Annotated in this window: 14 protein-coding genes and 1 pseudogene; 2 read left to right on the forward strand and 13 right to left on the reverse strand. The window is 63.1% G+C overall.

The features are described 5' to 3' along the window. A pseudogene (locus CKO11_RS03745) lies at positions 1-526 on the forward strand (biotin-dependent carboxyltransferase family protein); the annotation flags it as partial. Further along, complete coding sequence (locus CKO11_RS03750) at positions 527-1,264, forward strand: LamB/YcsF family protein (protein WP_223633078.1); 738 nt, start codon at positions 527-529, stop codon at positions 1,262-1,264. Here the strand turns inward: CKO11_RS03750 and lpxB are convergent. From lpxB to pyrH, 13 genes are all read right to left on the reverse strand, one after another. Further along, entirely contained in the window at positions 1,261-2,409 is a 1,149-nt protein-coding gene (lpxB, locus tag CKO11_RS03755; RefSeq protein WP_223633080.1) for a lipid-A-disaccharide synthase, read from the reverse strand. The genes CKO11_RS03750 and lpxB overlap by 4 nt on opposite strands. Beyond that, on the reverse strand, positions 2,406-3,221 hold the full coding sequence (locus tag CKO11_RS03760) for an LpxI family protein (protein ID WP_223633082.1): 816 nt from the start codon (positions 3,219-3,221) through the stop codon (positions 2,406-2,408). Before CKO11_RS03760 ends, lpxB begins: the two co-directional genes overlap by 4 nt. After that, positions 3,218-4,012 carry an acyl-ACP--UDP-N-acetylglucosamine O-acyltransferase gene (lpxA, locus tag CKO11_RS03765; protein WP_223633084.1) on the reverse strand — a complete coding sequence of 265 codons (795 nt, stop codon included), beginning with the start codon at positions 4,010-4,012 and terminating at the stop codon, positions 3,218-3,220. Before lpxA ends, CKO11_RS03760 begins: the two co-directional genes overlap by 4 nt. Positions 4,013-4,014: 2 nt before the next feature. Then, positions 4,015-4,476: a 3-hydroxyacyl-ACP dehydratase FabZ gene (fabZ, locus tag CKO11_RS03770; RefSeq protein WP_223633087.1), complete on the reverse strand. Its 462-nt coding sequence runs from the start codon at positions 4,474-4,476 to the stop codon at positions 4,015-4,017. Positions 4,477-4,559: 83 nt separating this feature from the next. Next, positions 4,560-5,327 carry an OmpH family outer membrane protein gene (locus tag CKO11_RS03775; protein ID WP_223633091.1) on the reverse strand — a complete coding sequence of 256 codons (768 nt, stop codon included), beginning with the start codon at positions 5,325-5,327 and terminating at the stop codon, positions 4,560-4,562. A gap of 9 nt (positions 5,328-5,336) precedes the next feature. Then, positions 5,337-7,739: an outer membrane protein assembly factor BamA gene (bamA, locus tag CKO11_RS03780; RefSeq protein WP_223633093.1), complete on the reverse strand. Its 2,403-nt coding sequence runs from the start codon at positions 7,737-7,739 to the stop codon at positions 5,337-5,339. Positions 7,740-7,837: 98 nt separating this feature from the next. Then, complete coding sequence (locus CKO11_RS03785) at positions 7,838-8,011, reverse strand: hypothetical protein (protein ID WP_223633095.1); 174 nt, start codon at positions 8,009-8,011, stop codon at positions 7,838-7,840. A gap of 136 nt (positions 8,012-8,147) precedes the next feature. Then, on the reverse strand, positions 8,148-9,485 hold the full coding sequence (gene rseP / locus CKO11_RS03790; protein ID WP_223633097.1) for an RIP metalloprotease RseP: 1,338 nt from the start codon (positions 9,483-9,485) through the stop codon (positions 8,148-8,150). A gap of 3 nt (positions 9,486-9,488) precedes the next feature. Further along, positions 9,489-10,661 (reverse strand): 1-deoxy-D-xylulose-5-phosphate reductoisomerase, encoded by a 1,173-nt coding sequence (dxr, locus tag CKO11_RS03795; RefSeq protein WP_223633100.1) that lies wholly within the window; start codon positions 10,659-10,661, stop codon positions 9,489-9,491. A gap of 3 nt (positions 10,662-10,664) precedes the next feature. Then, complete coding sequence (locus CKO11_RS03800; RefSeq protein ID WP_223633102.1) at positions 10,665-11,456, reverse strand: phosphatidate cytidylyltransferase; 792 nt, start codon at positions 11,454-11,456, stop codon at positions 10,665-10,667. Beyond that, entirely contained in the window at positions 11,453-12,127 is a 675-nt protein-coding gene (uppS, locus tag CKO11_RS03805) for a polyprenyl diphosphate synthase (RefSeq protein WP_223633562.1), read from the reverse strand. The genes CKO11_RS03800 and uppS overlap by 4 nt, the downstream gene beginning before the upstream one ends. 107 nt (positions 12,128-12,234) lie before the next feature. Further along, the gene (gene frr / locus CKO11_RS03810; protein WP_223633104.1) at positions 12,235-12,798 is read right to left on the reverse strand and encodes a ribosome recycling factor; all 564 of its coding nucleotides are present in this window, start codon (positions 12,796-12,798) and stop codon (positions 12,235-12,237) included. Positions 12,799-12,907: 109 nt separating this feature from the next. Next, entirely contained in the window at positions 12,908-13,642 is a 735-nt protein-coding gene (pyrH, locus tag CKO11_RS03815; protein ID WP_223633107.1) for a UMP kinase, read from the reverse strand. Positions 13,643-13,685 lie beyond the last annotated feature (43 nt).

Below are 13,685 nucleotides of genomic sequence, written 5' to 3' on the forward strand. Positions count from 1 at the left end.
GATCTTGCCCGCCCCGACCCGCTTTGCAGGCGGGCGGCTTCGGGTGATGGATGGGCCGCAAAGCGCGCTCTTTGACGCCCAGACCCGCAAGCGCGCCTTTGCCACGCGGTTCACCGCAGGCGCGGCGAACCGGCAAGGGGTGGCGCTTGTCCACGATGGCGCCCCCTTTGCCAGTCAAACCGCAGGGCTTTTGTCCGATTTCATCACGCCCGGCGATATTCAAACGACCGGCGCGGGCACGCCGACGATCCTTCTGGCCGATTGTCAAACCATCGGCGGCTATCCCCGCCTTGGCACGGTGATCCCCGCCGATCTGCCGGTGGTCGCGCAGGCGCGCCCCGGCACCGCGCTGTGGTTTGTGCCGATCACACTTGACGAAGCCGCGCAGGTCACGCCGCCCGAGCCCATGCTTTTGGCCGGGCTGCGCAAGGCGCTGCGCCCGCTGATCCGGCGCCCGCATGACATTCCCGATCTGCTGGGCTACCAGTTGATTTCGGGCGTGGTGCGCGGCGATGAGGAGGCGTGAATGCAGGTCGATCTGAATGCCGATATGGGCGAAGGCGCGGGCGCGGATGCCGCACTGTGCGATGTGGTGACCTCGGCCAATATTTGTTGCGGGCTGCATGCGGGCGGGCCGCTGGAAATGGCGCGGGTGATGCGGCTGGCGGCGGCCAAGGGCGTGGGCCTTGGCGCGCATCCGGGCTTTGACGACCGGGCCAATTTTGGCCGCACAAGGATGCCGCTGCGCCTGCCTGAAATCACCGATCTGATCGCCTTTCAAACCGGCGCGGCGCAAGCCGTGGCACAGGCCAACGGTCTGAAATTGCGCCATTTCAAGCTGCATGGGGCGCTGGCCAATATGGCGTCAGAGGATGCTGATTTGGCACAGGCCTGCTACGCGGCAGCGCGCGCGGTGGTGCCCGATCTGCGGATCATGGTGCTGGCCGCCACCGCGCAAGAACAGGCGGCCAAGGCGCTGAATGCCGCTTGGGCGGGCGAGATTTTCGCCGATCGCGCCTATAACGACGATGCCACCTTGCGCGACCGGTCCCTGCCCGGCGCGGTGCTGCATGACGCCGAAACAGCGGCAAGCCGCATTTTGGCGATGCTGCGCGCGGGCGCAATCTTGTCTGAAAACGGCCATCGAATTCCGGCCCGGATCGACACGATCTGTCTGCATGGGGACACGCCCGAGGCACTGGCGCTGGCGCAAGCCCTGCGCAACCGTTTGGCGGCGGCGGGCGTGACGCTGGCGAAATTCTAACGGTTCAGAAACGTCAAAACCGATTGCGCCGCCCGCTGCCCCGGTGGCGCGCCGCCCGCCCCCAAACGCTGCATCGTCAGCTCCATCGCCGCCATTTGTGCGGCACGTTTTTCGGGATCTTCCAAAAGATCCAGAAGCGCCGCCGCCATCGGCCCCGACCGGCAGGCGGGGCCAAGGAATTCGGGCACCGCGCGGGTCTCTGAAACCAGATTGACCAGTGTCACCGTATCGATGCGCAGCATCCGCGACAGGATATGCCAGCTTAGAAAACTGGCGTCATAGCCAATCACCATCGGCGTGCGATTGGCGGCCAGTTCCAGACTGACCGTGCCGCTTGCCGCAAGCGCCAGATCGGCGGCAGCAAAGGCCGCGCGTTTATCCCCCGCCTCTTCCACCACAATCGGCGCGACGGGCCAGCGCGCCGCCATATCGCGCACCAATTTCGCCACGCCGCGCACGGTTGGCACAACAACACGCAGCCCCGGATCACGGTCGCGCAATTGCATCAACGCCTCGTCAAAGCGCGCGCCAAGCCGTTTCACCTCGCTCATGCGCGAGCCGGGCAGGCACAAGGCCAAGGGTTGATCGGGGCCGATCATATAGGTTTCACGAAAGGCTATCGCCTCGGCCTCGGTCGCGCGCGGCTCGGCCACCACCGGATGGCCGACAAAATCGCAGCTCATCCCCGCCGCCGTCATATAGGGCGGTTCAAAGGGCAAAAGCGCCAGCACATGATCGATCACTTCGGCCATTTTCACCGCGCGCCCGGGCCGCCACGCCCAGACCGAGGGGGCAACGTAATGCACCGTCTTTTGCGCGGGCCGCGCCGCTTTCACGATCCGCGCGACGCGCAGGCAGAAATCGGGGCTGTCGACGGTGATCAGCGCGTCTGGTGCGGTGTCGATCACCGCCTGCGCGGTCTGCGCGATCCGACGTTTGAGCGCGCGATAACGCGGCAGCACCTCGGCCAGCCCCATCACCGAAAGTTCTTCCATCGCGAACAGGCTGTCGAGCCCTTCGGCCTGCATCGCGGGCCCGCCGATGCCCACAAACTCCACACCCGGAGCCATTTCTTTCATCGCCGCCATCAGCGCCGCGCCGAGCTTGTCGCCCGAGGCTTCACCGGCGACAACAAACAGCTTCATGAAGCGCGGCCCCACAGGAAAATTCCGGCGCTTTCGGCCGCGGCAAGCGTCGCCGCGCGGTCGATCAGCAGCACGCCGCCTGCTTCGAACACAATCCCGGCCAAACCGGCAGCGGCGACCTTTTGCACCGTTTGCGGCCCAAGCGCGGGCAGATCGATGCGCCGATCCTGCCCCGGCTTCGGCGCCTTGTAAAACACGCCCGCCTTGGGCGCCGGCACCAAGGCGCGATGGGCGGCCACGAAATCAAGCATCGCATCGGTGCCCGGCAGCGCCTCGACCGCCAAACACAGCCCGCGCGCGACCACTGCGCCTTGGCCCACGTCCACCGTGCCAAGCGCGGCGACAATCTTTGCGGCACGGGCCGCATCGGCCTCGTCTTCGGGGCTTGGGGCGCCGCACAACACCCCCGCGCCCGGCACCAGATCGGGGCAAATCGTATCGGCGCCGATCACCTCGAAGCCGAATTCTTCAAACAGGCCAATCACCGCGCGCAAAGTGGCATCGTCGCCCGCCTGCATCGCGCCCACAAGGCGCGGCACCAGCGCGGCGGTGCGCGGGTCGAACATTTCGGGATCAAGCCGGGGGCGCTGCATCGCGCCCGCCATGCACACGCGCGTCACCCCACGTTCGGCCAGCGCGTCAAACAGCGGCACCAGACGTTCCACACGGAACTGCAAAACATCGCGCCCCGGCAACGGCGCGGGCGCACCCTCCAGTGCACAAACCAGCATATCGGGCGCCACGGAAGCCAGATGCGCGGGCAGCGCGCCCTGCCCCGCGATCAGCGCGGTTTCAGAGCCCACCGCACTCATTTGGGCGTCAAGAAGCTGCGGTCGGAGGGACCAAGGATGAACTCCAGCACCTCGCGCGCCAGCGGGCTTTCGGTGCCCTCTTCGGCGGCGCGCCGCGCTTGTTCGCGGAAATTCCCCGCCCCCAATTCACTGTAAAGCGCGCGCAAGGCGGCAATCTCTTTGCGGTCCACCCCGCGCCGTTTCAGCCCGACAAGGTTCAGCCCCTCGATCTCGCCGCGCGGCCCGGCGACCAAAGCATGCGGGATCACATCGGCAACCACCTTGCTCAGCGCACCGATGATCGCACCATGGCCGATGCGCACCCATTGGTGCACACCCGACAGCCCGCCCACGATCACATCGTCTTCCAGCACGCAATGCCCCGCTACGGCGACGGAATTGACCAAAATCACCCGGTCGCCAATCGTCACATCATGCGCCACATGGCTGCTGGACATGAACAGCCCGTCATCGCCCACACGTGTGATGCCGCCGCCGCCCTCGGTGCCGCAATTCATCGTCACATATTCGCGGATGCGGTTGCGCGCCCCGATCACCAGCTTGGTCTTTTCGCCGCGATATTTCAGATCTTGCGGGATCTGCCCCAGCGAGGCGAAGGGAAAGACCACTGTGCCGGGGCCAATCGTTGTATCGCCCGCAATCACCACGTGGGATTTCAGCTCGACATCCGCGCCCAGCTTCACCTCGGGGCCGATATGGCAAAACGGCCCGATGCGGCAGCCCGGCCCGATCTCGGCCCCCGGCTCGATCACCGCTGACGGGTGGATATGCGCCTGCGCCTCGCTTGCCATGATCAGCCCTTCAGGTCCATCATCGCGGTGAACTCGGCCTGTGCGGCCAGTTGCCCCTCGACGAAGGATTCCCCTTCGAACTTCCAGACTTTGCCGCCGCCGCGTTTCACGGTCACTTTCATTTCCAGCACATCGCCCGGCACAACCTTGCGGCGGAAGCGACAGCCGTCGATCGCCATGAAATAGGTGCCCAAGGGCTTGTCGATCACATTCATCGAAATGCCGACCACCACAGCCGCCGTTTGCGCCATCGCCTCGACGATCATCACGCCCGGCATCACCGGCTCTTCGGGGAAATGGCCGGTGAATTGCGGCTCGTTATTGGTGATGCATTTGATCCCCACCGCGCTTTCAAACGGCACGATATCGCGCACCTTGTCGATCATCAAAAACGGGTAGCGATGCGGAATGATCCGCTTGATCAGGCTCAGATCGGCAGAGCTGTAGGGGGCGGGGTCACTCATCTTCTGTCCTTCCAGAAACGCATCAGCCTTTGCGCTTTGCTAGCCTTGCCGGGCGGGGTTTTCAAGCCGGGGCGTCGCCGCGCCTAGTTGCCCGTCGTCGCATCCGTCGGTGCAGGCGCGCCTTCACCCGCCCCTTCGGCGGCGGGCCGTGTGGGATCGCCCTGCCCGGCATCGAGACCATTTTGCGACGGGGTTTCAGCGCCTTGCGTGCCGTTTCTTTGCGCACGCACCGCCGCCTCCCGCGCGGCACCATCGCCCAGACGGGCATCGACCAAAGCGGCCAGATCTTCGGTGATATCGGCGGCCTCGAATCCGCGAATAATCGCACGGCGGTCCAAAAGCACCACCGCTTCGCGCGCGGCCAGAAGTTCATCCATCAAGGGCGCAATCCCGACGTAGAAATCTTGCCGCCGGGTTTCAAAGCTTTGGTTTAACGCCTGCGCCTTGGCCTTTTGCGCATTGCGGATGCCGGTGGCGCGCGCGTCAAAGGCATCGGCCTCGGCCCGAAACGCCTCGGGCGACAAGGTGGCACGGCGATCCGTCAGCGCCTTTTCCTCGGCAATCAGATCCTCGGCAATGCGGTTGTTTTCCGCCGTCAGGGCCGCGGATTCCTGAGCCAATTCCGACATGATCCGCTTGCCCCAAAGCGTCGTTTCAAACAGCCGCTCCACATCCAGCGTCAGCACCGGCATGCGCATCGGCGCGGGCGCAATGGGCACGGTTTGCGGCGCCCCTTCTTGGGCGATAAGCGGCGCGGCTTGCGGCACCAGCAGCAACACCGCCACCAGCCCGGCGCGCAAAAGGCCGGGGATGCCCCCCGGCCCTTCCATCTTATCGCACAAACGGCGCATCCGCCCGGCTCAGAACGACGTCGAAAGCGTCAAATCGAAGGATTGCTCAAGGTCATAATCTTCTTTCTTGAGCGCCTTCGAGAAGTTCAGCCGCAGCGGGCCAAGGGCGGAATCCCAAAACACCGACAGCCCGACCGAAGACCGCACATGCATGCCGTCATCGACCGTCCCGAAGGAACCAGCGGTGTTATCAAGGCCCCAAAGCGACCCAACGTCGAAGAAGACACCGCCATGGATGCCATATTCCTCGGGAAGACCGACGGGGAATTCGCTTTCCAGGCGCAGCGCGGCGAAATATTTGCCGCCAAGCGCATCTTCATTGCTTCGCCCGGCGAAGGTCGGGTCGAAGTCGCGCGGGCCGTAGCCCCAGGTTTCAAAGCCACGCACCTTGCCAGAGCCCGAGAAACGATCCAGCACCGTCAGCGCCGTGCCGCCGCGCGCGGCAATTGCCCCGCCTTCCAACTCGGCGCGCACCGTCACATCTTCATGGAACAGCTTACGTTCGGCGCGCAACAGCGCGGTGGTTTTCAGCGCTTCGACATCGCCGCCCAGACCATAAATGTCTTGGCTCAGCCGGAAGGTGAAGCCGTAGCGCGGGTCGATCCCGGTGCGCCGGGTGTCAAACGTGTAGGTATACCCGATTGAGGAACTGTCGCGCGCGCCTTGCTCGGCCACCAAGATCGGCGAGGAGTAGTAATTGTCATCAATCGTGGAATCGGCCAAAGCCTCGGCCAGGCTTGTGACCCCGCTTAGCTCGTTGCGCTCCCAGGTGTAGCGCAGGGCAAGCCGCGCATTGCGGGTGATCGGGAATTCGATCGAGGGCGAAATGCCCATCATCTTGGTATCGAAATCCGAATTGTCGTCTTCGGAGGTGTTATACCACAGCCGGATGCGGCCTTGCAGATCGCGCCCCAAAAGATGCGGCTCCATGAAATCGATGGAGTTTTGCTGGTTGTCGGCGGTGGTGCCGATCGAAACGCCCAGATATTGCCCGCGGCCAAGGAAGTTGCTTTCTTCCAGCGCGGCACTCACGCCAAAGCCCTGCGACGCGCCATAGCTTGCCCCGAAGGACAGCGAGCCGGTGGGCTGTTCCTCCACATTGACATCGACAACAACCTGATCGCTGCCGCTGCCCTGACGTGCCTCCACATCGGCATTGGAAAAGAAGCCAAGCGCGCGAATGCGTTCAGCGGAATTCTTGATTTCGCGCGGGTTGAAGGGGTCGCCTTCGACCGCATTGAATTCGCGCCGGATCACGCTGTCGAGCGTGGTCGTATTGCCCTCGATATCGATGCGTTCCACGAAGACACGCGGGCCGCGCACAAGCGCGAATTCGACATTCAGCGTTTGCGTGCGCGGATCGCGGGTGATGCGCGGATCGACGCGCACGAAATTCGCCCCTTCGCGCAGCGCCACCTCTTCGATCCGCGTCACCGCGTAATCTATGGCGGCGGGCGAATAGATCGCGCCTTCGCGAATCTTGACCAGCTTTTCGAAATCGGCGGCCTCAAGCTCGCTGACTTCGGACACCACGCCGGTCTTGCCGAAATGATATTGCTGCCCTTCGCGGATGTTGAAGGTCATGAAGAAGCTTTCGCGGTCGCGCGTCATCTCGGACGACACGCCCGCCACTTCCACATCCGGATAGCCGCGCGAGCGGTAGAAATCGATCAGCATCTGCCGATCAAGCGCGATCCGATCCGCCACAAAGGTGTCGCGCTGGATCAGGCGGTGCAAGATACCGGCCTGTTTCGTGCCCAACACATCGCGCAGACGACGGTCGGAATAGGCGCGGTTGCCGGTGAAGCGGATCCGGTTCACCTCGGACACGGCGCCTTCCTTGATCTCGAAGACAACGTCGACGCGGTTGCCCGCGCGCTTGATCACCTTGGGATCGATGCGCACGTTCAACCGCCCCGCCTCGGCATAGCCTTCGGCCATGGCGGCGGCATCGGCTTCGACCAAGGCAGGCGAGAAGACGCGCCGCGGCTGGGTCTTGACCAGCGTCGTCAGCACCTCATCCTTAAGTATCTTATTGCCCTCGAAATCGACGATGTTGACGGTGGGATATTCCGCGACCTTGATCACCAGCGTATTGCCGCGCGGCACCAGCTCGACCGTTTCAAACAGGCCCGACCCTTGCAGGCGCTGATAGGCATCATTAAGCGCGCCAGCGCCCAGCGTCTGCCCCTTGGCGATGGCGGCAAAGCCCAGAATCGTTTCCGGCTCGACCCGCTCATTGCCCTCAATCACGACTTTTTGGAACGCATAGCTTTGCGCCAGCACCGGGGCGGCAACAAAGCTGACGGGCAGCGCAAAGGCCAGAAAAGTTGTTGCGGCCAAGGTCCGCGCACGGCGGCCCAGCACACGCTTGCTTGCCTTGGGCAAAGCCCCCTGCAGCCGGTTTGTCATTGCCTTCACCCCGCCAGATCTTTTTCGCAACGTCCAGAAAGTGACTAGCGAGAAAGACCGGCCTTGTCAAAGCGACTGAGCGGCCCGCCCAAGCAAGATCAAAGTTGGAAAGACGGCACCGGCCCCGGGGTCATGATCTCGTGCATCTGCACGCCGATCACCGCCGCCCCGGTCAGTGCCACAAGGATCGCCGCAGGCATCAAAAGACGATCCAGCGCAAGGTCCCAGACCAGCGACAAACCGCGATATCCTTCGGCCAGAACCATCGTCATGAGACCACTCCCTATCCTTCAGGCGTGATCTAACGCGCTATTACGGCGCAATTTGGGCTGAATGTGTCAAAATCGCGGCGTTTGGGTGTGGCGGCGCGGGTGCGCCGCGCCGCTGGCTCGTTTGGGCTGGTGCCGCTTAGCAGCTTAGGTCGTTCCAAAGACCAAAGGCCATCAGGCTCAGCACCAGCGCCAGACCGACCGACACCAGCATCGACATCACCCGATCCGAGGGCGGCTTGCCGGTCACCGCTTCCCAGACATGGAACATCAAATGCCCGCCGTCCAGCACGGGAATCGGCATCAGGTTGATGAAACCGACCGCCGTGGACAAAAGCGCGATGAACCAGATGAAATCGGCCACGCCACTTTTGGCCGCCGCCGCAGACCCTTCGGCAATGCCGATTGCGCCGCGCAGGTTGCAGCTTGAGATATTGCCCAGCACCATATTTTCGATGGCCGAGACCGAGGCGGTGACGGTCATCCAAGTCTGTTTCGCCCCATTGACCAGCGCCGCGCCCGCGCCGCCGCGCTCGGTTTGCGGCGAAAAGCCCATGCCCGCCATCAACCCGATCTTGTAGTCGCTTTCAAAGCTACCATCGGCTTGCGGAATATCGATGATCTTCGGCGCCAGCGTGATATCAAGCGTCTCGCCCGCGCCGTCTTCGCCGGGGCGCCAGATTTGCAGATCCAGCGGCGCGCCCTCGCCCGCGTCCACGGCCGCAACAATATCTTCGAACCGCCAGATTTCTTGCCCGTCGATTGCGGTGATCACATCGCCCGTTTGCAAACCCGCCTCATAGCCCGCCGATTGCGGCACCACCATATCGGCGCGCGGTGGCGCGATTTGCGGGCCTTTGACCTCCATATCGGTGCCATCGCGATTGATGCGATAGGTCAAAAACGGCGTGTTCGGCGTGGGGATATCCATCACCGCACTGTAATCGGGCAGATCCACCCCTTCGATGGCCAGCACCGCATCCCCCGGGCGCAGATCACCCGAGCCTTGCGGAAGGGCGACAATCTCGGCCACGCGCGGCGGCTCGACCGCGGTGCCTTGCCACCAGATCGCCGCGCCAAAGACGAAGATCGACAGAATGAAATTGAACACCGGCCCCGCCGCGACCGTGGCCGCCCGCGCCCAAAGCGGCGCGCCATGCATGGTCTGGCGCCGTTCTGCCGGGCTCAGGCTCGCCATCTTGCCCTCATCGGGATTGGCCGAAGCGGCATTGGCATCGCCCAGAAATTTCACATAGCCCCCGGCGGGAATGGCCGACAGCTTCCAGACCGTGCCGTGTTTGTCGGTGCGGCTGATCAGCGTCGGGCCAAAGCCGATCGAAAACGCCTCTGCCTTGATGCCGCAAAGACGGCCAATGATGTAATGGCCATATTCATGCACCGTGACGATGACAGACAGGGCCAGGATGAAGGCGACGATGGTGTAAAGCAGGTTGCCGAAATCGGGCAGAAATTCCAAAGGTCAGGTCCTCAGGCTCGGGATCATCTGACGCGCAAGGGCGCGCGCCGTGGCGTCGGTCTCATAGACCATATCGAGATTGGCGAGCGGTTTTCCAAGGTCATGATGCGCGGTCATTTCCGATAGCACCTGCTCGACCAGTGTGGTCATTGCCAGAAAACCGATTTCCTCGCCGATAAAAGCATCCAGCGCGGCTTCCTTGGCGGCGTTGAAGGCCGCGCCCGCCGTGCCGCCCATCGCCATGGTTTCGCGCGCCAGCCGCAGCGCCGGGAACCGCACCTCATCGGGCGCGCGCAAGGTCAGCGAGCCGATCTTGGCCAGATCGAGCCGCTCAACCGGCAGATCTTCGCGTTCGGGCCAGTTGAGCGCATAGCCAATGGCATGGCGCATATCGGGCGCGCCCAGATGCGCCATCAGCGCGCCATCCTTGAACCCCACCAGCGCATGAATAAGCGATTCCGGATGCACGATGGTTTCGATCTTTTCTGGCGGCAGGCCAAAGAACTCTTTGGTTTCAATCAGCTCCATCGCTTTATTGAACATCGAGGCGCTGTCGATGGTGATGCGTTGCCCCATCGCCCAATTCGGGTGGGTGGAGGCTTGGGCGACCGTGGCATCCTTTAGCTTTTCCAGCGGCCAATCGCGGAATGCCCCGCCCGAGGCGGTGATGATGACGCGTTCAACCGCAGCCATATCTTCGCCCACCAGCGCCTGAAACACGGCGGAATGCTCGCTATCGACGGGCAAAATGCGTGCGCCATGCTTTTTCGCTTCGGCCAGCAGAAGTGGCCCGGCGGTGACGAGCGATTCCTTGTTGGCCAGCGCCAGCGTCGTGCCTTGCGACAGCGCGGCAAAGCCCGGCGCAAGCCCCGCGGCACCGACAATCGCGCTCATCACCCAATCCGCCGGACGCAGCGCAGCCTCGACCAAAGCCGCTTTGCCCGCCGCGACCTCGGTCCCCGTGCCCGCAAGCGCCTCGCGCAATGCGGGCAGACAGTCTTCATGCGCGGTGACGGCGATCTCGGCGTTGAATTGGCGCGCCTGTTCGGCCAGCAATTTTACATTGCGCCCACCCGACAGAGCCACCACCTGAAACGCGCCCGGACGGCGGGCGATCAGATCAAGCGTATTGACCCCGATCGAGCCGGTGGCCCCGAAAACCGAAACGCGACGCATGTCTTATCCTCCGAAAAAGTTCTGCGGCAATAGAGGATAGATCAGCAGCAAAATGGAAACTGCGCCAATCAGCGCATCGAAACGGTCCAACAGCCCGCCATGCCCCGGAATCAGGCTGGAGCTGTCTTTCACGCCGGTGCGGCGCTTGATCGCGCTTTCCGCAATATCCCCCATCTGGCCCGCAAAGGCGATCACGGGCGACAGCGGGATAAGCACCCAACTGCCCATGCCCATGGCATAAAAAAGCCAGCCAATCCCCGCCGCGCCGACCCAGCCCGCCACCGTGCCGGACCATGTTTTCTTGGGCGAAAACCGCGGCCAGAATTTTGGCCCGCCAAAGGCGCGGCCCGCGAAATAGCCCGCCACATCAGAGGCAACGACCACCGCCACCAGCCACAAGATGCCAAGCGCGCCGATCCAATGGTGCAGCATGATCAGCGCATAGCCCGTGGCCATGACGAAAAAGGCATAGGCCGCGAAAATCGGCCTGTCGCGGCGCGGCATCGCGGTGCCAACGATCACCGGGATCAACAGCGCGATCCGGGTCAGCGCATTGGGCACGAACAGCACAAGCACCGTCAGCGCCCCCGCCAGCGCCGCCAGCGCCTTGGCTTGCAGGCCTGACACTCCCTCGGGCGTGGTCATCTGTGCCAGTTCCCACACCATCAGCGTGACAACAAGCGCGGCCAACAGCCCAAAGACCGCGCCGCCCCACCAGATGGCAAAGCCGCCCACGGCCACCATCGCCAGACCCGAAAGCGTGCGCGCGCGCAGATCGGACCAGTTCGCACTCATGGCTTCACCCCGCCAAAACGTCGGTCACGCCCGCCAAAGCCCCCCAGAATTTCGGCCAACTTTGCGGGCGTGAAATCGGGCCACAGCACCGGCGTGAATTCATATTCGGAATAGGCCGCCTGCCACGGCAAAAAGTTCGAGGTCCGCGTTTCGCCCGAGGTGCGGATCACCAGATCCGGGTCGGGTAAATCGGCGGTATCCAGATTGGCCGACAATTCCGCCTCGGTCATCGCGGCCGGGTCCAGATGCCCCGCCACGGCCGATTGCGCCAGCCGGATCGCGGCGCGGCGCAATTCATCGCGCCCCCCATAGTTGATCGCCACCGTCAGGTTGAGCCGGGTATTGCTGGCCGTGCGCGCCTCGATCCCCTCCATCAGCCGCACCAGCTTGGGATCAAGCGGACCACGATCACCGATAAAGCGCATTCGCACCCCCTCGGCGGAAAGCACATCGGCCTCGCGCTGGATATAGCGCGCAAACAGCGCCATCAGCCCCAGCACTTCCTCGGTCGAGCGTTTCCAGTTTTCCGTCGAAAAGGCATAGACGGTCAGGTATTTCACCCCAAAATCGGGGCAGGCACGGGTGATCTCTTTCACCCGCTCCGCCCCTTTGCGGTGCCCTACCAACCGGGGCCAGCCGCGTTGCTTGGCCCAACGGCCGTTGCCGTCCATGATGATCGCCACATGCGGCACGCCGTAATCGGTTACGCCGTTTCCGGTCGTGGCCCCCGAGGAGGGGGTAGGCTCGGTCGCGGCCATGAACTGCCTTTCTGCGGGTCTTAGACCTGCATGATCTCCGCCTGCTTTTCTTCAAGCGCCTTGTCGACCGCCGCAATATGTTTTTTGGTCAGGTCTTCGATCTCGGATTCCCAGAATTTCTGGTCATCTTCCGACATGCCGGCGGCTTTCGCCTTTTTCACCTGATCCATGCCATCGCGGCGCACGTTGCGAACCGCGACCCGGGCATGTTCGGCATATTGCGCGGCGACCTTGGTCAGCTCGCGGCGGCGTTCCTCGTTCAACTCGGGGATCGGCAGCATGATGATCGGCCCGTTGGTTTGCGGGTTGATCCCCAAACCGGATTCGCGGATCGCCTTTTCTACCTTGGCGATCAAGCCCTTATCCCAGACATTGACGGTGACCATGCGCGGCTCGGGCACGTTGATCGTGCCGACTTGGTTGATCGGCGTCATCGAACCATAGGCATCGACCATGATCGGTTCGACCATGGTGGCAGAGGCGCGTCCGGTGCGCAGCGTGCCAAATTCATGTTTCAGCGCGTGCATCGCGCCATCCATGCGGCGTTCAAGGTCATCGGTATCGATTTCAATCTCTTCGGACATGGGGTCCCCCCGGGTCTTGTCAGTCTGTTTCTCTATAACGGCGAGGCGCGCGATTGGATAGGGGCCAAGCGCGCGCACCCAGCCCCGTGATCAGGTCAAGGTTCGCCCATCACCCCTGCACGCGGGTATAGGTGCCCTTGCCCGCCAAAATGCCCTTGAAACCGCCCGGTTCATCAAGCGGGAAAACGATGATCGGCAGGTTGTTGTCGCGCGCCAGCGCAATCGCCGAAGCATCCATAACGCCAAGGTTCTTTTGCAACACCTCGTCATAGCTGACGGTGTCGTAGCGCTTCGCCTCGGGGTGCTTTTTCGGGTCCATATCATAGACCCCGTCGACCCCGTTTTTGCCCATGAAGATCGCCTCGCAGGTCATTTCATTGGCGCGCAAGGTCGCCGCCGTATCGGTGGTGAAATAGGGGTTGCCGGTGCCCGCCGCGAAAATGCAGATGCGCTTCTTTTCCAGATGACGCACCGCGCGGCGGCGGATGTAGGGTTCACAGACCTGATCCATCGGAATCGCCGAAATCACGCGGGTATGAATACCAAGCGCTTCAAGCTGGGCTTGCATGCCAAGCGCATTCATCACCGTGGCCAGCATCCCCATGTAATCGGCGGTGGTGCGTTCCATCCCCTGCGCCGACCCGGCCAGACCGCGAAAGATGTTGCCGCCACCGATCACCATGCAAATCTCGACCCCCATATCATGGACCGATTGCACCTCGCGGGCGATCCGCGCCATCGTCGGCGGATGCAGGCCGTAGCCCTGATCCCCCATCAATGCCTCACCGGAAATTTTCAACAACACACGCTTGTATTTCACACTCGGCTCGGCAGAGTCGGTCATCGCGGTCCCTCGATCTGATCGCAGGTTGTCATCGGGGCGCAAA

The organism is Rhodobacter sp. TJ_12 (genome assembly GCF_020023995.1).
Classification (GTDB): Bacteria; Pseudomonadota; Alphaproteobacteria; order Rhodobacterales; family Rhodobacteraceae; genus Rhodobacter.

Bases quoted from the DNA above. Each gene is read 5' to 3' on its own strand.
- CKO11_RS03775 (WP_223633091.1), bottom strand. From the start codon at position 5,327: ATGCGCCGTTTGTGCGATAAGATGGAAGGGCCGGGGGGCATCCCCGGC.
- dxr (WP_223633100.1), bottom strand. From the start codon at position 10,661: ATGCGTCGCGTTTCGGTTTTCGGGGCCACCGGCTCGATCGGGGTCAAT.
- lpxA (WP_223633084.1), bottom strand. From the start codon at position 4,012: ATGGCAAGCGAGGCGCAGGCGCATATCCACCCGTCAGCGGTGATCGAG.
- CKO11_RS03760 (WP_223633082.1), bottom strand. From the start codon at position 3,221: ATGAGTGCGGTGGGCTCTGAAACCGCGCTGATCGCGGGGCAGGGCGCG.
- CKO11_RS03785 (WP_223633095.1), bottom strand. From the start codon at position 8,011: ATGACGATGGTTCTGGCCGAAGGATATCGCGGTTTGTCGCTGGTCTGG.
- pyrH (WP_223633107.1), bottom strand. From the start codon at position 13,642: ATGACCGACTCTGCCGAGCCGAGTGTGAAATACAAGCGTGTGTTGTTG.
- CKO11_RS03800 (WP_223633102.1), bottom strand. From the start codon at position 11,456: ATGAGTGCGAACTGGTCCGATCTGCGCGCGCGCACGCTTTCGGGTCTG.
- lpxB (WP_223633080.1), bottom strand. From the start codon at position 2,409: ATGAAGCTGTTTGTTGTCGCCGGTGAAGCCTCGGGCGACAAGCTCGGC.
- CKO11_RS03750 (WP_223633078.1), top strand. From the start codon at position 527: ATGCAGGTCGATCTGAATGCCGATATGGGCGAAGGCGCGGGCGCGGAT.
- uppS (WP_223633562.1), bottom strand. From the start codon at position 12,127: ATGGACGGCAACGGCCGTTGGGCCAAGCAACGCGGCTGGCCCCGGTTG.
- frr (WP_223633104.1), bottom strand. From the start codon at position 12,798: ATGTCCGAAGAGATTGAAATCGATACCGATGACCTTGAACGCCGCATG.
- fabZ (WP_223633087.1), bottom strand. From the start codon at position 4,476: ATGAGTGACCCCGCCCCCTACAGCTCTGCCGATCTGAGCCTGATCAAG.
- bamA (WP_223633093.1), bottom strand. From the start codon at position 7,739: ATGACAAACCGGCTGCAGGGGGCTTTGCCCAAGGCAAGCAAGCGTGTG.